This window comes from Streptomyces sp. B6B3 (assembly GCF_039871525.1).
Taxonomy (GTDB): Bacteria; Actinomycetota; Actinomycetes; order Streptomycetales; family Streptomycetaceae; genus Streptomyces.
The window spans coordinates 89754-109204 of the sequence record NZ_JBDPLU010000005.1 but is presented as its reverse complement, the minus strand read 5'-3'; the positions used below and the strand labels follow the sequence as shown (position 1 = coordinate 109204).

The 19451-nt window shown below is 73.5% G+C and carries 16 protein-coding genes; 7 read left to right on the top strand and 9 right to left on the bottom strand.

The genetic code is table 11. From position 1 onward, the window contains the following. Nucleotides 1–108: 108 nt before the first annotated feature. The 5 genes from ABGB06_RS13015 to ABGB06_RS12995 all read left to right on the top strand — a co-directional run bounded on the left by ABGB06_RS13015 (nucleotide 109) and on the right by ABGB06_RS12995 (nucleotide 4214). Complete coding sequence (locus ABGB06_RS13015; RefSeq protein ID WP_347588574.1) at nucleotides 109–1122, top strand: SRPBCC domain-containing protein; 1014 nt, start codon at nucleotides 109–111, stop codon at nucleotides 1120–1122. Between the two features lie 136 nt (nucleotides 1123–1258). Further along, entirely contained in the window at nucleotides 1259–2047 is a 789-nt protein-coding gene (locus ABGB06_RS13010; protein WP_347589154.1) for an aldose 1-epimerase, read from the top strand. 21 nt (nucleotides 2048–2068) lie between these two features. Further along, on the top strand, nucleotides 2069–2608 hold the full coding sequence (gene pyrE, locus ABGB06_RS13005) for an orotate phosphoribosyltransferase (protein WP_347588572.1): 540 nt from the start codon (nucleotides 2069–2071) through the stop codon (nucleotides 2606–2608). An 85-nt stretch (nucleotides 2609–2693) separates the two neighbouring features. Then, nucleotides 2694–3716 (top strand): class II fructose-bisphosphate aldolase, encoded by a 1023-nt coding sequence (gene fbaA, locus ABGB06_RS13000; RefSeq protein WP_347588570.1) that lies wholly within the window; start codon nucleotides 2694–2696, stop codon nucleotides 3714–3716. Between the two features lie 84 nt (nucleotides 3717–3800). Continuing rightward, complete coding sequence (locus ABGB06_RS12995; protein WP_347588568.1) at nucleotides 3801–4214, top strand: DUF3151 domain-containing protein; 414 nt, start codon at nucleotides 3801–3803, stop codon at nucleotides 4212–4214. A 39-nt stretch (nucleotides 4215–4253) separates the two neighbouring features. On the opposite strand, the gene ABGB06_RS12990 is transcribed toward ABGB06_RS12995, so the two are convergent. The 4 genes from ABGB06_RS12990 to ABGB06_RS12975 all read right to left on the bottom strand — a co-directional run bounded on the left by ABGB06_RS12990 (nucleotide 4254) and on the right by ABGB06_RS12975 (nucleotide 7860). Next, nucleotides 4254–4472: a hypothetical protein gene (locus ABGB06_RS12990; protein ID WP_347588566.1), complete on the bottom strand. Its 219-nt coding sequence runs from the start codon at nucleotides 4470–4472 to the stop codon at nucleotides 4254–4256. A 10-nt stretch (nucleotides 4473–4482) separates the two neighbouring features. After that, on the bottom strand, nucleotides 4483–5043 hold the full coding sequence (locus ABGB06_RS12985) for an LPXTG cell wall anchor domain-containing protein (protein WP_347588564.1): 561 nt from the start codon (nucleotides 5041–5043) through the stop codon (nucleotides 4483–4485). 214 nt (nucleotides 5044–5257) lie between these two features. Continuing rightward, nucleotides 5258–6919: an ABC transporter permease gene (locus ABGB06_RS12980; RefSeq protein WP_347588562.1), complete on the bottom strand. Its 1662-nt coding sequence runs from the start codon at nucleotides 6917–6919 to the stop codon at nucleotides 5258–5260. After that, nucleotides 6916–7860, bottom strand: a complete 945-nt coding sequence (locus ABGB06_RS12975) for an ABC transporter ATP-binding protein (RefSeq protein WP_347588560.1) — start codon at nucleotides 7858–7860, stop codon at nucleotides 6916–6918. The genes ABGB06_RS12980 and ABGB06_RS12975 overlap by 4 nt, the downstream gene beginning before the upstream one ends. Nucleotides 7861–7948: 88 nt before the next feature. Here ABGB06_RS12975 and ABGB06_RS12970 point away from each other — a divergent pair, with 88 nt between their 5' ends. Then, complete coding sequence (locus tag ABGB06_RS12970) at nucleotides 7949–8467, top strand: MarR family transcriptional regulator (RefSeq protein ID WP_347588558.1); 519 nt, start codon at nucleotides 7949–7951, stop codon at nucleotides 8465–8467. Here the strand turns inward: ABGB06_RS12970 and ABGB06_RS12965 are convergent. Continuing rightward, complete coding sequence (locus ABGB06_RS12965) at nucleotides 8439–9170, bottom strand: diacylglycerol kinase (RefSeq protein WP_347588556.1); 732 nt, start codon at nucleotides 9168–9170, stop codon at nucleotides 8439–8441. The two genes, ABGB06_RS12970 and ABGB06_RS12965, sit on opposite strands and share 29 nt — an antisense overlap. Nucleotides 9171–9307: 137 nt before the next feature. On the opposite strand from ABGB06_RS12965, the gene ABGB06_RS12960 reads away from it, so the two are divergent. Further along, nucleotides 9308–10591: an adenylosuccinate synthase gene (locus ABGB06_RS12960; protein ID WP_347588554.1), complete on the top strand. Its 1284-nt coding sequence runs from the start codon at nucleotides 9308–9310 to the stop codon at nucleotides 10589–10591. 59 nt (nucleotides 10592–10650) lie between these two features. On the opposite strand, the gene ABGB06_RS12955 is transcribed toward ABGB06_RS12960, so the two are convergent. From ABGB06_RS12955 to ABGB06_RS12940, 4 genes are all read right to left on the bottom strand, one after another. Next, nucleotides 10651–12888: a serine/threonine-protein kinase gene (locus ABGB06_RS12955; RefSeq protein WP_347588553.1), complete on the bottom strand. Its 2238-nt coding sequence runs from the start codon at nucleotides 12886–12888 to the stop codon at nucleotides 10651–10653. Nucleotides 12889–13049: 161 nt separating this feature from the next. Next, nucleotides 13050–15113 carry a serine/threonine-protein kinase gene (locus ABGB06_RS12950; RefSeq protein WP_347588552.1) on the bottom strand — a complete coding sequence of 688 codons (2064 nt, stop codon included), beginning with the start codon at nucleotides 15111–15113 and terminating at the stop codon, nucleotides 13050–13052. A 186-nt stretch (nucleotides 15114–15299) separates the two neighbouring features. Then, nucleotides 15300–17339, bottom strand: a complete 2040-nt coding sequence (locus ABGB06_RS12945; protein ID WP_347588551.1) for a serine/threonine-protein kinase — start codon at nucleotides 17337–17339, stop codon at nucleotides 15300–15302. Between the two features lie 50 nt (nucleotides 17340–17389). Then, nucleotides 17390–19369, bottom strand: coding sequence for a protein kinase (locus tag ABGB06_RS12940; RefSeq protein WP_347588549.1), 1980 nt, complete (start codon nucleotides 19367–19369; stop codon nucleotides 17390–17392). Between the last annotated feature and the right edge of the window lie 82 nt (nucleotides 19370–19451).

Below are 19451 nucleotides of genomic sequence, written 5' to 3'. Positions count from 1 at the left end.
GCCCCGGACGCCGGTCCTGGCTGATGATCGCGGGGCGGCCGGGGCTGTTTGAGACGGATGATGCGTGGGCGGGTTACGTCGTGCTCCTCAGTAGGTAGGCTCCGCGCCATGGAGCACGAGGTCTATGTCCCGTTTTCCGCCTCCACGGTGCGCGGTGCCTTCGACGATCCGGAGCGCGTCGCCGGATGCCTCCCGGGGTTCCAGCCCGGGCAGGAGAGCGCTCTGCGGGACGCCCGGCTGCGGGTCCGCGTCGGGGGATCCACCATCACCTACCGCGGCGACCTACAGGTCTCCGAGCGCGGCGAGGGACTCGTGGTCGAGGCCGAGGCCGCCGAATCGCGCGGTTCCGGCACCGTCCGGCTCACCCTCTCGGTGGTCGCACGCCCCGACCCGACCGGGACCGGGACGACGCTCGTCTTCACCGGCGCCGTCGAGGCCACCGGCCGGCTGGCCGGCGTCGAGCCCGAACAGCGCGACGCCGCGGCGCGCCGCCTGCTCGACCGGTTCTCCGACGCGCTGGCCGAAGGGCTGGCCGAGGAGCTGGGCGCGGCGGAGCCGCCGCCGTCCATGGAGGCGCCTCCCGGGACGCTGGAGCCCGGCGGCGGGATCGGCGCGCCGGACGACAACAAGCCCGCCATTCCCGGGATCCCGGCCCCGGAGACCGGCGCGGAGCCCGGCACCCCGTCGGCCCCGAGCCAGGAGTCCGATTTTCGCCACGGGCATCCGGACCCGGAGATTCCGTCCCCGACCCTGGACCCGCGAGCCGATCTGGAGTCGGAGCTGGACGCCGAGCTGGAGTCCGAATTGGACGGCTCCCCGCTGGAAGGTGAGGCGGCCGAGGACGAACCGTTCGGGGACCAGCTCGCCGACGACCTGACGGGCGATCTGGCCAGGCCCGGGGCGCCGGCGGAGCCGGAGGCGGACGTCGCCAGGCGCACCATGATCGGGCGCAGCGCGGAGGAGGTGGATCACGCCCCGCCGCGCGGCCGGTACGCCCCCCGGCCCGCGCCCGGCCGGGCGCCCGCGACCGCCGCCGTGCTCCGCTGGGCGGCGCCCGTGGCGGCGCTCGCGGTGGCATCCGCCGTGGTGGTGGGACGCCGGGTGCTCCGGCGACGCCGTTGAGCGCCGTCGAGAGCGGCCGAGAGTCTATTAGGATTTACTGACTCTGAATCGTTATCGTCGTGGGGTGACGATCCCACATACGAAAACCGGCGCCCCGGATCGCGATGCCACGGCCCGCGACGACGCGGAGGGCGCCATACGCCTCAGCGCCGGCGGCTGCGACCTCGAGCTCCGACCCGACCAGGGCGGGCGGATCTCCTCGCTGCGGGTGGCCGGCACCGAACTGCTCCGCCAGGGCGACCGGTTCGGCTCCTTCCTGATGGTGCCCTGGTGCGGGCGGATGCGGGACGGACGCTTTCGTGACGGCGGCACGGTGCACCAGGTGCCACGGGACGCCGGTCCCAACGCCATCCACGGCACCGTGCGGCATCTGGAGTGGCGCGTTGTCAGCTCGAACGCCACCTCGGCCGCGCTGGTCTGCGACCTCGGCGAGCCCTGGCCGTACGCGGGGCGGGTGACGCAGCTGGTGGAGCTGGCCGAGGACGGCGGCGGGGTCACCCTGACCCTGGGCGTGGAGACGCTCGGCGCCTCGTTCCCCGCGCAGGCCGGCTGGCACCCGTGGTTCCTGCGCTCGCTGGACCCCGGAGGCCCGGACGTGGAGATCGACTTCGCCCCGGGCTGGCAGGAGGAGCGCGGCGAGGACCACCTGCCGACGGGCCGCCGCATCCCGCCGCGCCCGGGACCGTGGGACGACTGCTTCGGCATGCCGGACGGGGTGCGCGCCACCCTGACCTGGCCGGGCCGCCTGGAGCTGACCGTTTCGAGCCGTGCCGAGTGGGTGGTGGTCTACGACGAGCTGCCCGAGGCGGTGTGCGTCGAACCGCAGACCGGACCGCCCGACGGCCTGAACAGCCATCCGCACCTCGTCACGCCGCTGGAACCGCTGGAGGTCAGCACCACCTGGACGTGGCGGTCGCTCGGGTAGGGCTCGCGTAGGGTCGGCCACATGAGCGACGCGCGCGACGAGCTGCTGCGGCAGCTGACGGAGAAGGCCGTCATCCACGGCCGGGTGACCCTCTCCTCGGGGCTGGAGTCCGACTACTACATCGATCTGCGCCGCGTCACGCTGGACGCCGAGGCCGCGCCGCTGGTCGGCCGGGTGATGCTGGACACCACCGCGGAGCTGGCCTACGACGCGGTCGGCGGGCTCACCCTCGGCGCCGATCCGGTGGCCACGGCGATGCTGCACGCCGCCGCGGCGCGCGGCCGGCGGCTCGACGCCTTCGTCGTGCGCAAGGAGCAGAAGGCGCACGGCATGCAGCGCCGGATCGAGGGCCCCGACATCGCGGGCCGCCGGGTGCTGGTGGTCGAGGACACCTCCACCACCGGCGGCTCCCCGCTGACCGCCGTGGCCGCGGCGCGCGAGGCGGGCGCCGAGGTGGTGGCCGTGGCGGTGGTGGTGGAACGCGGCGCCGCCGGCGCGGTGGCGGAGGCCGGGCTGCCCTACCTCCCGGCGTATCGGCTGGCCGATCTGGGCCTCGGCTGACCGGGGTCTCGCTGGTCTGGGAGTATGGGGCCCGACGATGACGTCCCGACGCCCCGAAGCCCTGTGGACTCCCTAAGGAGTGGAGATGCCCATCGCGACCCCTGAGGTCTACAACGAGATGCTCGACCGGGCGAAGGCGGGCCAGTTCGCCTACCCCGCCATCAACGTCACCTCGACGCAGACCCTGCACGCCGCGCTGCGCGGCTTCAGCGAGGCGGAGAGCGACGGCATCGTGCAGATCTCCACGGGCGGCGCGGAGTTCCTCGGCGGCCAGTACCAGAAGGACATGGTCAGCGGCTCCCGGGCGCTCGCGGAGTTCGCCCATGTGGTGGCCGAGAAGTACCCCGTGAACGTCGCGCTGCACACCGACCACTGCCCGAAGGGCAAGCTCGACGGCTATGTCCGGCCGCTGCTGGCGATCTCCGCCGAGCGGGTGGCCCGGGGCGAGAACCCGCTGTTCCAGTCGCACATGTGGGACGGTTCGGCCGAGACGCTGAAGGACAACCTGGACATCGCCAGCGAGCTGCTGGAGAAGGCCGCCGCGGCCCGGATCATCCTCGAGGTCGAGATCACCCCGACCGGCGGCGAGGAGGACGGCGTCAGCCACGAGATCAACGACAAGCTGTACACCACGGTCGACGACGCGCTGCGCACGGCCGAGGCGCTGGGCCTCGGCGAGCGCGGCCGGTACCTGCTGGCCGCCTCGTTCGGCAACGTGCACGGCGTCTACAAGCCGGGCAACGTGGTGCTGCGGCCCGAGCTGCTGCGGGACCTCCAGGACGGCGTGGGCGAGGCGCACGGCAAGCAGAACCCGTTCGACTTCGTCTTCCACGGCGGTTCCGGCTCGACCCGCGAGGAGATCGGCACCGCGCTGGGCAACGGCGTCGTCAAGATGAACCTGGACACCGACACCCAGTACGCGTTCACCCGGCCGGTCGCCGACCACATGTTCCGGAACTACGACGGCGTGCTGAAGGTGGACGGCGAGGTCGGCGACAAGAAGACGTACGACCCGCGCAGCTGGGGCAAGCTCGCCGAGGCCGGAATGGCCGAGCGGGTCACCCAGGCGTGCGGCGACCTGCGGTCCACCGGCACCCGGCTCAAGTGAGCTGACCCGGACCCTCGTGCGGCCCGCGTGGGCCGTCGTGGGGCAGCGTGGGGACGGCGTGCCGGAGACGGCAGACTGGACCCCATGTCGCAACACGAGAACCTGCTCGGGGGTCCGGCCCCGACCCACCTGCCCGACGACCCGGAGCCGCGCCAGCTGCTCGACGCCGGCACGGCTCCGGCCGAGGTGGCCGCGAAGTACCCGGCCTCCTCGCTGGTCTGGGCGCAGCTGGCGGACGACGCGTTCGCGCAGGGCCGCGCCGTCGAGTCGTACGCCTACGCCCGCACCGGGTACCACCGTGGCCTGGACGCGCTGCGGCGGAACGGCTGGCGCGGACACGGGCCGATCCCGTTCGAGCACCAGCCGAACCGCGGCTTCCTGCGCGCGCTGCACGCCCTGGCCAGGGCCGCCCAGGCCATCGGTGAGCAGGAGGAGTACGAGCGCTGCACCACCTTCCTGCGGGAGAGCTCGCCGACCGCGGCGGAGCAGCTGTCCTAGGAGCCGGACGACCCGGATGCCCCGGACGCCCCGCACGACCTAGGGATGCTCCGGAGGGCCCGTCAGCACGGCGGTGCCGGGCTCGTCGGCCGCGTCGGTCGGGCCGCACAGGCCGACCCACAGGCCCGCGATGCTGGCGACGGCGGCGGCGGCCAGTTCCAGGCGGCGGCTGCGCACCGCGTGCCGCCGCTGCCGGCTCCGGGGCGCGGTGGTGGCCGCGCCGTTGGTCGCCCGGCGGCGCCGGGGGGTGACGGGCACGCCGGCCTCCTCAGAAGTAGCGGTGCTGGGCGCGTCGGCGCCGGGCGAGGAGGAGATAGGCGACGGCGCCGGCCACCGCCACGCCGCCGCCCACGGCCAGCGCCGTCGCCTGGGTGTCGCCGCCCGTGGTGTCGTCGCCGAAGCCGGCCGCGGCGGCGCCTGGTCCTGGGTGGCCCGGGAGGTAGTCGTCCGGGGTGCCGGCGGTGGTGGACAGGGTGGCGCTCAGGGTGACGCCGTCGGCGCACAGCACGGTGACCGGATAGGCCCGGCCGATCTGCAGCCCGCTGGCCCGCAGCCGTCCGACGCCCGACCAGGTCCCGTCGTCGTGCTGCCGGAGCGCGACGTTCTCCTCGAACGCCTCGGAGCGCGCGGGGCCGCTGGGCAGACAGGCCGCCCGCACGGTGACCGCGCTCCCCGCGCCCGCGGCGCTCGGCGAGACGACGAGTGGCGCGGGCGTGTCGTCGGCCGGCACGGCCCGGGCCGCGGTCGCGGGACCGGCGATGCCGAGGGCGAGCAGGGCGGAGGCGGCCGTCAGCCGGCACAGAGATCTTGAGCGCGGGGACTTCTTCATGGGACTGATGACCTCCGGGGCGTCGGCGGCACTCCCCCAGGGCCGCGGGGCCCTGGGGGAGGATCGTCACCCATAACAACAACGCGTCACCGCGCGCGCACCCGGAGTGCGTCCCAGCGGGTGTCTCGCTGGGCCGTTCGGGACGACGACGCCCGGCCGTCCCGTGAGCGAGGCACGAGGCCGGGGACGGCCGGGCGGTCGTGGGCCCGAGGTGCTACTTGGACTCCAGGTCCCGCCTCCGGAAGCCGAGGAGGCCGCACCAGATCGAGCCGGCGGCCAGCACTGTCAGCACCGCGAGCGGCACCAGGTCCAGGTCCGCGGCCGGGAGCTGCGGCACGTGCCCGATGGGGGACAGGTTGGCCAGCCAGTCCGGCATCTCGATGATCTCGCCCAGATAGACCGTCAGGAACGAGTAGGCGGGCACGGCCCAGGCAGCGGCGGCGGCCCGCGGCCACCAGCCGAACAGCAGCACCGCGATGCCGGCGGTGAGCCACAGCGCCGGCGCGTAGGCCAGCGAGGCGCCGGTCAGCTTCCACAACAGGTCGCTCTCGCCGGCCGAGGCCGCCCCCGAGACGCCGAAGGCGAGGCCGCCGAGCAGCATCACCAGGGTGCCACCGACCAGCGCCACGACCACGTGGCTGCCGAGCCAGCGGTCCCGGGAGACGCCGGTGGCGAGCACCGGTTCGGCCCGGCCGCCGGTCTCCTCGGCCCGCGGCCGCAGCGTCGCCATCACCACGTACGAGGCGGCGATGATCGCCAGGATGCTCATCACCACGGAGCCGAAGGACTCGGCGACCGAGGAGCCGCCGAGCTCGGCGATGCTCTTCTGGAGCGAGTCGATGTCCTCGATCATCTCCTCGGCGTCGCCCAGGATCGAGCCGTACATCAGCCCGAACAGCAGCAGCCCGGCGGCGAAGCCGAACAGCACGCCGCGGTGCAGCCGGACCGCGAAGCCCACCGGCCGGGCGAGCGCGTCGGTGGCCGTGGGCCGCCCCGGGCGCGGCGGGCGCAGCCCGGACCCCACGTCCCTGCGGGTGCTCAGCGCGAACCCGGCCGCGGCGGTCAGCAGGGCCAGCGCGAGGTTCAGCAACAGCGGCCACCAGCGGTCGTCGAGGTAGACGTAGGTGCGCTGGATCCAGCCGATCGGCGACAGCCAGGACAGGAAGTCGGCGCCCACGTCGCCGGTGGCGCGCAGCGCGTAGGCGATGCCGATGGCGCCCAGCGCCATGCCGGAGGCGCCCCGGGAGAACGTGGTGATCTGCACGGTGACGGCCGCGATGCCGGCGAAGGTGATGCCGATGGCGGCGTTGGCGGCGCCGTAGAGCAGCGAGCCCGTGCTGTCCATCCCCGCCAGGCCCATGGAGCCGAGGCTGCCCCACAGCAGCAGGCCGAGCAGCAGGTTGGCGCCGCAGACCACGACGAGCGCCGACGCCAGGTGGGAGTGCCGGCCGACCACACCGGCGCGCAGCAGCTCGGCACGGCCGGTCTCCTCCTCGTTCCTGGTGTGCCTGACGAGGGTGAGCACGCTCATCAGGCCGATGAAGATGCCCATGAAGCCGAGCATCTGGTGGCCCGTCATCGCGCCGAAGTCGTATCCGCCGTCGAGGTAGTGCTCGGGTCCGGTCATCGCGAGGCCGGCCGGGCTGTCCATGGTGCGCGCGATGTCCCGGCGGTCCTGGGGGTCGGCGTACGTGGACTCGAAGCTGGAGACCGAGGAGACGGTGGTGAAGACCAGGGCGGCGAGCCAGACGGGCAGCCGGATCCGGTCGCGGCGCAGCGCGAACCGCACGAGGGTGCCGGTGCCGGCGAGCGCGTTGCCGCGCCCGCGGGCGGTGTCGCGGGAGACCGCGACGGGGGTGGCGGTGGCGGTGGTCATCGGGTCGCTCCGGCCGTCTGGTCGACGGGGTGGCCGTTGGCGCTGAGCTCGTCGCCGTAGTGCCGCAGCATCAGCTCCTCCAGCGTGGGCGGGTGGCTGACCAGACTGCGGATGCCGAAGCGGGTGAGGTGGCGCACCGCGCCGTCGAGGTGGTTGCCGTCGACGGTGAAGTGCACGGCGCCGTGCCGCTCGCTGACGTCGTGCACGCCCGGCAGGTCGGCGAGCCCGGTGGCCGGCTCGTTCGTCTCGGCCTCGATGGTGGTGCGGGTGAGGTGGCGCATGTCCTGCAACGTCCCGGACTGCACGACGCGGCCGAGCCGGATGATGCTGATCCGGTCGCAGAGCTTCTCCACCTGGGCCAGGATGTGGCTGGACAGCAGCACCGTCTTGCCGTCCGCCTTCGCCTGGTTGATGACGTCCTGGAAGACGACCTCCATCAGCGGGTCCAGGCCCGCGGTGGGCTCGTCGAGCAGCAGCAGCTCCGCGTCCGAGGCGAGGGCGGCGACGATCGCCACCTTCTGCCGGTTGCCCTTGGAGTAGGTGCGGCCCTTCTTGGACGGGTCGAGGTCGAACCGCTCGATGAGCTCCGCGCGGCGGGCCGGGTCCAGGCCGCCGCGCAGCCGGGCGAGCAGGTCGATGGCCTCGCCGCCGGTGAGGTTGGGCCACAGTTCGACGTCGCCCGGCACGTACGCGAGCCGTCTGTGCAGCCGGACCGCGTCGGCCCAGGGGTCCCCGCCGAGCATCCGCACGCTGCCGGAGTCCGCGCGCTGCAGGCCGAGCAGCACGCGGATGGTGGTGGACTTGCCGGCGCCGTTGGGCCCGAGGAACCCGTGCACCTCGCCGGCCGCCACCTCCAGGTCGAGGCCGTCCAGGGCGCGGGTCTGGCCGAAGGTCTTCACGAGCCCCTGGACGGCGATGGCGTCGTTGGTTGCCTTGGTCATGGCCGCGAGCGTACTGTACTTTCAGAAAAGTGTGAAGTTAAGATAGTGCCAAGAATATGGTCCCGGGGGGAAGTGGGAGGATGGCTCCGTGATCGATCCACGTCCCTCAGCGGAGCCGGCAGGCGAGCTCGGGCCCGAGGTCGCGACCTTCATGGAGCGGCTGGCGTCCGACCTCGTGGAGGCCGGCATGCAGCGGATGGGCGCCCGAGCCTTCGCCTGTCTGATGGTCTCCGAGGAGGACGCGCTCACCGCCGCCGAGCTGGCCCGCCGCCTCCAGGTCTCACCGGCCGCGGTGTCCGGCGCCGTGCGCTACCTCGCGCAGGTCCACCTGCTCAGCCGGGAGCGCCAGCCCGGCTCCCGGCGGGAGCGGTACCGGCTGTACCAGAACGCCTGGTACGAGTCGCTGATGAGCCGCGACGTGATGTTGAAGCGCTGGTCGCAGACCCTCCAGGCGGGCCTCGGTGTGGTGCCCGAGGGCTCCGCCGCGCACCACCGGCTGGCGGAGATGGAGGAGTTCATCGAGTTCCTCGACGGCGAGCTGGCCGGTCTGCTGGACCGCTGGCGCGCGCACCAGGCCGCTACCTCGGAGGAGCGAAGGGCACGGTGAGCCACAGCGCGTCGGGGCTCACGGTCCAGGTGCGGGTGCGGGTCGGGCCCTGGGTCACCGCGTTGGCCCGGTAGTTGAACGCCGGGCCCGAGACGGTGACCGACGTGGCCCGCGCCGTCACGTCGGCGTCGTCCGGGCAGGGCCGCACCACCACCTCGGCCAGCCCGCCCGCCGCGCGCACCGACACCCCGGAGACCGGCCGGTCCACGTCGGCCAGCACCCGGCCGTCGGCCTCCACCCGCAGCCGTCGCCGCGGCCGGTGCACGGTGGGCCACCACATCCGCGCCGGCGGGGCCGGGATGCCGAGCGCGCCGAGCACCACGCCGCCGGTGTCGTCGGTCAGCAGGTCGAGGCGTTGGTCGGTGCCGGTCAGCACCGCGCGCGAGGCGGCCACCGCGTCGGTCGGCACCCCCAGCGCGCTGGCCACCGCCACCGAGGGCCCAGGACCCACCGGCACCACCGCCAGCGGGCTCGCGGCGAGCCGGCCGTGCAGATGCAGCACCCGGACCGCGCGCAGCAGCGCCCGGTCGTCCCCGACGATCACCACGCGCCGGCCGCGCCCGACCCGGCGACGCAGCGCCTGGGCCAGCGCCTGGGGCCGGTCGAGTAGGCACACCGTGGCATCGGTCGCACCCGCGCACAGTACGTCTCTGGCGATCCGAACCGACTCACCGTCCGTGCGCCGGGCCGTCGGGTCGATCACGATGAGCACCTGTTCGCCTCCCGGCTGCGTGTCCCGTAAGCTCTCTGTGCAAGAGCCCCTGTCGCGATTGCGCCAGGGGTTTCGTCGATCCGGGGCAGCACTCACGTAGCTTCCCCGCTCGAAAGGGGTGTACGCCTGTGCCCGCACTTGTGCTGCTCGGCGCCCAGTGGGGTGACGAGGGCAAGGGCAAGGCCACCGATCTGCTGGGCGGTTCGGTGGACTACGTGGTGCGCTACCAGGGTGGCAACAACGCGGGCCACACCGTGGTCGTCGGCGACCAGAAGTACGCGCTGCACCTCTTGCCTTCCGGAATACTCTCCCCGACCTGCACGCCGGTCATCGGCAACGGCGTGGTGGTCGACCTGTCCGTGCTGTTCGCCGAGCTGGACGGCCTGCAGGCGCGCGGCGTCGACACCTCCCGGCTGCTGATCAGCGGTAACGCCCATCTCATCACGTCCTACCACCAGACCCTGGACAAGGTCTCGGAGCGGTTCCTCGGCAAGCGGCGCATCGGCACCACGGGCCGGGGCATCGGGCCCGCCTACGCGGACAAGGTGAACCGGCAGGGCATCAGGGTGCAGGACCTCTTCGACGAGTCGATCCTGCGGCAGAAGGTCGACGCGGCCCTCGACCTCAAGAACCAGCTGCTGGCCAAGCTCTACAACCGGCGGGCCATCGCCGCCGAGGCCGTCGTCGAGGAGCTGCTCGGCTTCGCGGACCGGCTGGCGCCGTTCGTCTGCGACACCGCGCTGGTGCTCAACCAGGCCATCGACGAGGAGAAGGTGGTGGTCTTCGAGGGCGGCCAGGGCACGCTGCTCGACGTGGACCACGGCAGCTATCCGTTCGTCACCTCGTCCAACCCGACCGCCGGCGGCGCCTGCACCGGCTCGGGCGTCGGGCCGACCCGGATCAGCCGGGTGATCGGCATCCTCAAGGCGTACACCACCCGGGTCGGCGCGGGACCCTTCCCGACCGAGCTGCACGACGCCGACGGCCAGCGCCTGCGCACGGTGGGCGGCGAGGTGGGCGTCACCACCGGCCGGGACCGCCGCTGCGGCTGGTTCGACGCGGTGATCGCCCGCTACGCGACCCGGATCAACGGGCTGACCGACTTCTTCCTCACCAAGCTGGACGTGCTGACCGGCTTCGAACGCGTCCCGGTCTGCGTGGCCTATTCGGTCGAGGGCCGGCAGATGACCGAGATGCCGTACAGCCAGAGCGACTTCCACCACGCCGAGCCGGTCTACGAGTACCTGCCGGGCTGGAGCGAGGACATCTCCAAGGCCCGCCGCTTCGAGGACCTGCCGGCCAACGCCCAGGCGTACGTCCGCGCCGTCGAGGACCTCTCCGGCGCCCCGGTCTCCGCCATCGGCGTGGGCCCGGGCCGCGAGGAGACCATCCAGGTCAGGCCGTTCCTGTGACCCGTCCGCCGACCCGTCGGGCGTGACGGGCGGCCGGGCCGCCCGTCACGCTCCGCGGATCAGTCGGTGGTGAACGACGGGGTGTCCTCGTCGAGCCGGGTGAAGTCCAGCCGCTCGGTGTAGTCGTCGTCGTAGTAGTTCCGCACCTCGTAGGCCGGCAGCGGATCGCAGCTGCCAACGGTCACCTCGCCGGGACTGGCGATGAACCGGTCGCCGGCCACGTCACCGGTGACCATCTCGGCCTCCCACGTGCAGCCGGACGCCGAGTCCGTGTAGGTGACGGCCAACTCGCCTACGGCCGCGATGGTCTCGACCACGATGTCCAGGGCGACGCCGTCCGCGGTGGTGGCGGTGTACTCGCCGAACCCGTAGGGCATGGCGTCCGAGCCCGGCTGGGCGGGCGACGACGCCAGCAGGGCCGAGTCGCCGTCGGCGTTGCTCCACTGCACCGAACCGCCGCTCAGCGTCAGGGTCTGCTCGCCGTAGGCCTCGCACGAGTCGCTGGACGGCACGGTCCTGGTGATCTCGCTGCTGATGGTGATGGTCGTCGAGCCGTCGGAGGTCAGCAGGTTACCGGCGCCGACGCACATCGCGTCGGGATACACGTTCCAGGTCGTGGCGACCGGCTGGCCCCCGGAGCCCTCGGTGATCTCCATCCGGCGGAATATCGCGTTGCCCTCGCTGTCGGTGAACTCGGCCTCCCAGGCCCCGACCAGCTCGTACGGCACCGAGGCGTTCGGGTCCGCCGTCGGCAGCGGCTCGTCGGTGGGCTCGTCCGTCGGCTCGTCGGTGGGCTCGCCGGAGGATCCGGTGCCGCCACTGCCGGCCTCCGGGTCGTCCTCCTCGTCCCCGCCGCCCAGGGCGACGACCAGGCCGACGATCAGCGCGACCGCGACCACCGCGGCGGCGGCCACGATGTAGATGGTCTTCTTCTGGTTGTTGCCCGGGGCGCCGTGACCGGGGCCGCCGGGGCCGACCGGGGCGTGCATCTGGTACGGCGTGTTCACCGCGTGGCCGTGCGGCGTGCTGGGCGCGCCGTAGCCGGGCGTCGGGGTCCCGGGCGCGCCCTGCTGCGGGTAGCCGTAGCCGCCCTGCGGCGTGCCCTGCGGGTAGCCGTAACCGGCCGGCGGCGGCGTGCCGTACCCGGGCGGCGGCGACGCGGAGGTCATGGTCTGCGCGTAGTCGACGCCGGAGTTCCCGGGCGGCGCCGGACTGGGCGGCGGGGTGCCGTGGGCGCCCGGCGGGGGCGTGCTGGGCGCGAACTGCGTCGCCTGGTAGTTCGGCGCGCTCGGCGGCGGGCTCGCGGCACCCGGCAGCGGGGTGACCGGCGGCGGGGTCGCGGGCATCGCCGGCGGCGGCTGCGACGACGGCAACGGCGGCGCCTGCAGCGGGTCCTCGGAGTCGAGCAGCTCGATGGCGTGCCGGCCCAGGGTGGCGATCAGCGCGCCGGGCAGCCACGGCTCGGAGGCGTCGTCGTCCATCGGCGCCTCGGTCCAGCGCAGCAGCTGGTCCAACGAGGGCCGGTGCGCCGGGTCCTGTGCCAGGCAGCTCTCCACCAGGCCGCGCAGGTTCTCCGGCACCCCGGACAGATCCTGCTCGCCCTGCACGATGGCCAGCATCAGCGCGGTCATCGGGCTGTTGGCGTCCCCGAACGGGGTGCGCCCGGTGGCCGCGAAGGTGATCACCGAGCCGAGGCAGAAGATGTCGCTGGCGGCCGTCACGGTCTCGCCGCGGCACTGCTCGGGCGACATGAACCCGGGGGAGCCGACGGCCGCGCCGGTCCGGGTCAGGCCCTCGCCGGCGGTCGCCTCCAGGGCGCGGGCGATGCCGAAGTCGATGACCTTCGGGCCGTCGATGGTGATCAGCACGTTGGACGGCTTGAGGTCGCGGTGCACCACGCCGGCGCCGTGGATGTCGCGCAGCGCCTTGACCAGACCGTTGGCCAGGATCCGCAACGTCCGTGCCGGCAGGTTGCCGTAGGTGGTGGTGACGACCTCGTGCAGCGAGGGTCCGGCCACGTACCCGGTGGCCACCCACGGCGTCTCGGCCTCGGTGTCGCCGCCCAGCACCGGGGCGGTGAACTCACCGCCGATCCGGCGCGCGGCGTCGACCTCCTGCTGGAAGCGACGCCGGAACTCCGGTTGGCGAGCGAGCTCCGGCTGGACGAGCTTCACTGCGACGGTGCGCCCGCGGTCGGAGCGCGCGAGATACACGCTGCCCATCCCGCCGGCACCAAGTTTCCCCAGCAGCCGGTATTGGCCCACGCGTTGGGGATCCGTCGGCCCGAGCGGTTTCATGCTGTGTTACTCCTCTTCGCTCCGGTAAGCCTCATGAGAATACGGGCGCCCGTAGACACTCGGGAGGACAGAGGCCGAACCGTAATCGGTTCCCGCCAGGGCCTTCGGGTTGACCGCCGTGCGAAGTCGTGACGCGGCCAACACCGAATCGTTAGGGACCCTCAGTGGGCGCCGAGGTCGTCGAAGACCAGGTACGGATCGTCGTCCAGGTTGTTCGTCCACTGGAAGTTCAGCGTGGTGTCGCCGGCCTGGGTCTCCGTCCACACCCACACGCTGCTCTGCGCGACGCAGGACGGGTCGCTCTCGTCCGCGACCAGGATGTCGGGGGAGAGCAGGATCCGGTCCCCGTCCACCCCGGCCAACTCGTTCTCCGTGACGCAGGTGATCTGCGGGTCGTCGCCGACCGGATCGCTCGTCCACGACCAGCGGAGCACGTGCTCGCCGACCGCAGCCTGCTCCACGGTGACCTCGTCGAGCCCGTACTCGACCTCGCCATCGATCGTGTACTCGTCGTACCAGTCGCCGACGAGCGTCTCGGGCACCACGTCCTGGCCGGAGTCGCCGGCCGCCTGCAGCGTCGCCTGCTGGCCGTCGCCGCTCCACTGCATCGCGCCGTTCTCCTGGAGCTTGAGCGACTGGACGGTGGTGTTGTCCCGGCAGGTCTCCTGAGCCTCGTTCTCCGGGATGCTGTGGTCGGCGACCTGGGTGAAGTTCAGCTTGTTCTCGAAGGAGTCGAGCTGCACGTCGTACACGCACATCGCGTCGTGGTAGGTGACGGTGGCGGTGCCGACGGACTCGCCCTCCTGGCCCTGCCGGACCTCGAACCACAGGGCCTTCCAGCCGTCCTCGCCCGCGGTCCCGTACTCGCCCCACCAGGTGCCGAGATAGCCGTCGTCGATCGGGGTGTCGTCGGCCACCGGAGTCGTGTTGTCGTCGGACGGCTTGTCGTCGTCACCGCCGCCGGACAGCGCCACCACGGCGATCACGCCGATGACGGCGAGCACCGCGACGATCGCGAGCCCGATGTACATCGGCTGCTTGCTGTTGGGCCGCTGGCCGCCCGGGGGCGGCGTGCCGTAGGGCCCGCTCCCGTACGGCGTGGGCTGCTGGGGCGCGCCGCCGTACGGCGACGGCGAGCCGAATCCCGGCGGGGCCGGGGTGTGCATCGCCTGCTGCGGCTGGGGCTGCGGCTGCGGGGTCTGGTACGACGCCGTCGGCGGCTGGTTGTACGGGGAGGGCGCGGGGGTGGGCGGCGAGGTGTGGCTCGGCTGGTTCGGGTAGGACGGCGGGGCCTGCACCGCCGGGGTGTCGGTGCGGCTCTCCGGGCTCTCCGAGTCGAGCAGCGAGACGGCCTCCCGGCCCAGCTGGGCCACCAGCCCGCCGGGCAGCCAGGGCTCGCCGGCGCCGCCGCTCGGCGCGGGGAACTGCAACAGCTGCTCGACCGTGGGCCGCTGCGTCGGTTCCTTGGCCAGGCAGCTGGATATGAGCTGCTGCAAACCCTCGGGGACCCCCGCCAGGTCGGGCAGCTCCTCGGCTATGCGGAACATCAGCACGTGCACGCCCGAGTCGAGGGCGCCGAACGGTGTCCGGCCGGTGGCCGCGAAGGCCAGCAGCGAGCCCAGACAGAAGACGTCGCTGGCCGGGGTCAGCCGCTGGCCGCGCACCTGCTCGGGCGACATGAAACCGGGGGAGCCGACGGTGGCACCGGTGCGGGTCAGGCCCTCGCCCGGATTGGCCTCCAGGGCGCGGGCGATGCCGAAGTCGATGACCTTCGGGCCGTCGATGGTGATCAGCACGTTGGACGGCTTGAGGTCGCGGTGCACCAGGCCGGCGCCGTGGATCGCCTTCAGCGCCTGGGCCAGGCCGCCGGCCAGCAGCAGCACGCTGCGCTCGGGCAGCGGGCCGTGGTCGTGCGACACCACCTGGTGCAGCGAGGGACCCGCGATGTAACCGGTGGCGACCCAGGGCGTGGCCGCCTGGGTGTCCGCGTCGAGCACCGGGGCGGTCCACTCGCCACCGACCCGCTGCGCGGCGGTGATCTCCTGCGCGAAGCGCCGCCGGAAGTCGGGCTCGCTGGCCAGCGTGCCGATGATGGTCTTGACGGCGACGGTGCGCCCACGGTCCGAACGGGCCAGGTAGACGGTGCCCATGCCGCCCTCACCGAGTCTGGCCAGCAGCCGGTACGGGCCGATCCGGTGCGGGTCATGCGGTGCTAGCGGTTCCATGTGGGACTGACTCCCCCGTTCGAACGTTGTTTGCGTGACCGAGGATAGGGGTCGCGTCCCACAGTGGACCACGCGAGTCCGTTGCCGGTCTCTCCTCTGTCACGATCCTGTACCTCCGTCTGCCGCACCGGCACAGGAAGTTGACCGTTCAAACGTCATGCGTCCGAGGCGCCGTCACCGGCGCCGTCACCGGTCGTGGAAGATCTCGTACGGGTCCTCGTACGGCTCGTCGGTCCACTGGATGTACAGCACGCCCTGCGAGTCGGTCCACGCCCAGGCGGTGCTCCACCCGAAGCAGTCCTCGTCGCTCTCCGCCGGGTCCAGTTCGCCGGGCGCCAGCAGGATGCGGTCCCCGTCCACCTGGGCCAGCCGGGCCTCGGTCAGGCAGCTCATCTCGTCCTCGACCCAGTCCCACCGCAGCACCGTGTCGCCGACCGCGCCCTGGGCGATGGTGACGTCGTCGATGCCGTTCTCCACCTCGTCGGTGGAGAATTCGTCGTACCAGGAGTCCACCAGCGACTCGGGGACCACGTCCTGGCCGCCCTCGCCGGCCGGCTGGAGCACCGCCTGCTGGTCGGCGCTGGTCCACAGGAGGTCGCCGTCGTCCTGCAGCATGAGGGACTGGACGGTGCCGCCGCCGCGGCAGAGCTCCTGGATCTCGGCCTCCGGCACGCTGTAGTCGGCGACCTCGGTGAAGCGCAGCCCTTCGTCGAAGGACTGCATCGTCAGGTCGTACACGCACGTCGCGTCCATGTAGCTGACGACGGCCGTGCCCACGCTCCCGCCCTGCTCGCCCTGGCGGATCTCGAACCACAGGGCCTTCCAGCCGGTCTCGCCCTGGGAGCCGTACTCGCCCTGCCAGGCGCCGAGATAGCCGTCGGCTACCGCGGCGCCGTCCGCCGCCGAGTCGCCGGCGGACTGCCCGCCGTTCGCGGAGTCGCCGGACTCCTCCTCGTCGCCGCCGGTGAGCGCCACCGCCCCGACGACGCCCAGCACCGCGAGCGCCACCCCGGCCGCCAGCCCCAGCAGCAGGCGGCGGGACCGGGCAGGACGGGACACGTACGGCGTGTGGAACGGGAGCTCCTCCTTCGGGACGGGAACCCTGGGCGGCGTCCCCATCCCCGAACCGCCGCCGGACGCCGCCGGCGGGGTCGGCGCGTGCGTGGGCGCGCCGGGCGTGGGCGCGGCCGCGAACGGAGACGGCGACGGGGGTGGCGCGGGCAGCGCCGGCACCCCACCGGCCGGGGACGCTCCCCCGGGCGCCGGCGGTCCGGGTTCCTGGCCGCCCGCGGGCTCCCGCCGCGCCGGCGCGGCCGCCAGGGTCCGCGGGTTCTCGGAGTCCAGCAGCGAGGCGGCGTCCCGGCCCAGCCGGGCCAGCACCTCGGCGGGCAGCCAGGGTCCGGTGCCCGGGCCCGGCGGCGGGTACGCCAGCAGCCGCTCCAGCGGCGGGCGCTGCGCGGCGCTCCTGGCCATGCAGTCGGAGATCAGCGTGCGCAGCCCCTCGGGCACCCCGGTCAGGTCGGGCGGCTCCTCGACGGTGCGGTACGACAGCAGGTGCGGGGAGGTGTCGAGCTTGCCGTAGGGGGTGCGCCCGGTGGCCGCGTAGGCGAGCAGCGAGCCGAGGCCGAAGACGTCGCTGGCCGGGGTCAGCCGCTGGCCGCGCACCTGTTCGGGGGACATGAAGCCCGGCGAGCCCAGCGCGGCGCCGGCCCGGGTGATGCCCTCGCCGGCGGCGGCCTCCAGGGCGCGGGCGATGCCGAAGTCGATGACCCGCGGGCCGTCCACGGTGATCAGCACGTTGGACGGTTTGAGGTCGCGGTGCACCAGCCCCGCGTCGTGGATCGCCTTCAGCGCCTGGGCCATACCGGCGGCCAGCAGCAGCACGCTGCGCTCCGGCAGCGGGCCGTGGTCGTGCGACACCACCTGGTAGAGCGAGGGCCCCGCGATGTAGCCGGTGGCGACCCAGGGGGTCTCGGCCTCGGTGTCGGCGTCCAGCACCGGCGCGGTCCACCGCCCGCCGACCCGCCGCGCCGCGATGATCTCCCGGGAGAAGCGCCGCCGGAAGTCGGGGGCGCTGGCCAGCTCCGGCTTGATGGTCTTCACGGCGACCGTACGGGCCCGGGTGGAACGGGCCAGGTAGACGGTCCCCATGCCGCCCTCGCCGAGCCTGGCCAGCAGCCGGTACGGGCCGATCCGGTGCGGGTCCTGTGGCCTCAGGGCTTCCATGTGCGCGAACTCCCGTGCGTTGCGAGTGGTGCGGACCGGACGGTGCCCCGTCAGTCGACCACGGCAGGCCGGGGAGGGGTCCCGGCCCCGCCGCCGGCGGCGGCCAGCGCCGCGCGTTGCAACACGGTGATCCGGCGCACGAAGACGATGCCGGTGATCGCGGCAGCCAGGAGCGGCAGGTGCAGCGCGGCGCCGGCCACGGTGACCATGCGGGCCTCCCGCAGCGAGTCCGTCGTGTCCCAGTACTCCCAGCAGACGAAGAGGGGCACCAGACAGACGAGATGCGTCAGCCAGCACCACCACCAGGCGTTCAACGCGTGCCGCGGCGGCTCCGGCGTGCCACCCGAGGCGCGCCAGACGTCGTTGGCCATCTGCTTGGGCAGGAACAGCAGGCCGACCGGGATGAACCAGCACGCGGCACCCATGCCGGCGCCGTACCTGATGCGTCCCGGGGCGAGCCGCTCGGCGTTCTGGCACAGCCGCCAGAACCACACCGCCCACACCGGGGCGCTGACCAGGAGCAGCAGGTTGTAGGAGGTGGCCAGGGAGGAGGTGGTGTTCTCCCAGTCGGCCACCTCCCCCGTTCCGTCGGCCCATTCGCCCGTCCCCCGCCAGTTGCCGAGCTGGACGTAGAGGTCGGCGATCCTGTCCAGACTGATCATGGCGAACAGCAGGGCGGCGCCCAGCAGCAGGCAGGCCGCGATCGACAGCCCGTTCAGCCCACGGGCGGGCGTCGTCCCGAGGGAGGCCCCGGAACGCGGCCGGAGGCTGGCCGTCGCCCTGTCCCCGGTGGCGGCGCCGGGTGCTCCGGCCGCCCGCGTGGGCTGCCGCGCCACCTCGGTGGGGGACGCCGCGCCCCGGTCCTCCGGGCCCGGGCCGTGTGGCGCCGCCGGCACGGCACCCGCGTGCTGCCGGCCGCCAACGGCCGGCGCGGTCGCGGCGTACCGCGAGTCCCGTTCGCCCGAGGAGGCGTCGGCCCGCCCGCCACCCGAGGCGGCTGCCCCGGCCGGCGCGTCCCGTTCGTCCGCCGGCGACGCCCCCGCCCGCCGCGGGTCCTGCGCGGGCGACGCGGACCGCGCCGTCGGCGGGTACCCGGCCGACACGGAATCCGCCTCCGCCTCTGCCTCCATGTCCTCGCTGTCCAGCAGGGCGATGGCCTGCTGTCCCAGCTGGGCCAGCACCTCGGCGGGCAGCCAGGGCCCGGCGGGCGTCGCGTCCTCGGACGTTCGTTGGAGCAGTTCCGCGACGGTGGGTCGGTCCTCCGGCGCCTTGCGCAGGCAGTCGGCGATCAGCTCGCGCAGCCCCGCGGGCACCACGTCGAGCTCGGGGTCCTTCTCCACGATGTGGAACATCACCGCGTGCGCGCCGCTCCCGCCGGGGGCGAACGGCAGCTGCCCGGTGGCGGCGTAGGCCAGCACCGAGCCGAGGCAGAAGACGTCGCCCGCCTGCGTGACCCGCTGCCCGAGCACCTGCTCGGGGGACATGAAGCCGGGCGAGCCGATCACCGCCCCGGTGCGGGTGAGCCCGCCGCCCGTGACCACGTCCAGGGCGCGGGCGATGCCGAAGTCGATGACCCGCGGGCCGTCGATGGTGATCATGACGTTGCCCGGTTTGAGGTCGCGGTGCACCAGCCCGGTCCGGTGGATGTCGCGCAGCGCCTGCACCAACCCCGCGGCCAGGAAGCGGACCGAGGACTCGGGCAGCGGCCCGTAGTCCTCCGCCACCACGCGGTGCAGCGTGGGCCCCGCGATGTAGCCGGTGGCCACCCAGGGCGCCTCGGCCTCGGTGTCGGCGTCCAGCACCGGCGCGGTCCACCGGCCGCCGACCCGCCGCGCGACGGCGATCTCCTGGGCGAAACGGGTGCGGAACTCGGGCTCGCGGGCCAGCGCGGGCTGGACCCGCTTCACGGCGACCGTGCGCCCGCGGGCCGAACGGGCCGCGTACACCTGACCCATCCCGCCCTCGCCGAGTCTGCCGAGCAGCCGGTACGAGCCGATCGTCCGCGGGTCCTCCGGCCTGAGCGGGTCCATCTGCGGTCGTCCTCCCGGATACGTGGCGCGCACTGGCAGGCGAGAATAACGCCGCCGCGCGCGCAGACTCAGCCCGGTGGTG

Bases quoted from the DNA above. Each gene is read 5' to 3' on its own strand.
- ABGB06_RS13015 (WP_347588574.1), top strand. From the start codon at position 109: ATGGAGCACGAGGTCTATGTCCCGTTTTCCGCCTCCACGGTGCGCGGT.
- pyrE (WP_347588572.1), top strand. From the start codon at position 2,069: ATGAGCGACGCGCGCGACGAGCTGCTGCGGCAGCTGACGGAGAAGGCC.
- fbaA (WP_347588570.1), top strand. From the start codon at position 2,694: ATGCCCATCGCGACCCCTGAGGTCTACAACGAGATGCTCGACCGGGCG.
- ABGB06_RS12995 (WP_347588568.1), top strand. From the start codon at position 3,801: ATGTCGCAACACGAGAACCTGCTCGGGGGTCCGGCCCCGACCCACCTG.
- ABGB06_RS12985 (WP_347588564.1), bottom strand. From the start codon at position 5,043: ATGAAGAAGTCCCCGCGCTCAAGATCTCTGTGCCGGCTGACGGCCGCC.
- ABGB06_RS12980 (WP_347588562.1), bottom strand. From the start codon at position 6,919: ATGACCACCGCCACCGCCACCCCCGTCGCGGTCTCCCGCGACACCGCC.
- ABGB06_RS12975 (WP_347588560.1), bottom strand. From the start codon at position 7,860: ATGACCAAGGCAACCAACGACGCCATCGCCGTCCAGGGGCTCGTGAAG.
- ABGB06_RS12955 (WP_347588553.1), bottom strand. From the start codon at position 12,888: ATGAAACCGCTCGGGCCGACGGATCCCCAACGCGTGGGCCAATACCGG.
- ABGB06_RS12950 (WP_347588552.1), bottom strand. From the start codon at position 15,113: ATGGAACCGCTAGCACCGCATGACCCGCACCGGATCGGCCCGTACCGG.
- ABGB06_RS12945 (WP_347588551.1), bottom strand. From the start codon at position 17,339: ATGGAAGCCCTGAGGCCACAGGACCCGCACCGGATCGGCCCGTACCGG.
- ABGB06_RS12940 (WP_347588549.1), bottom strand. From the start codon at position 19,369: ATGGACCCGCTCAGGCCGGAGGACCCGCGGACGATCGGCTCGTACCGG.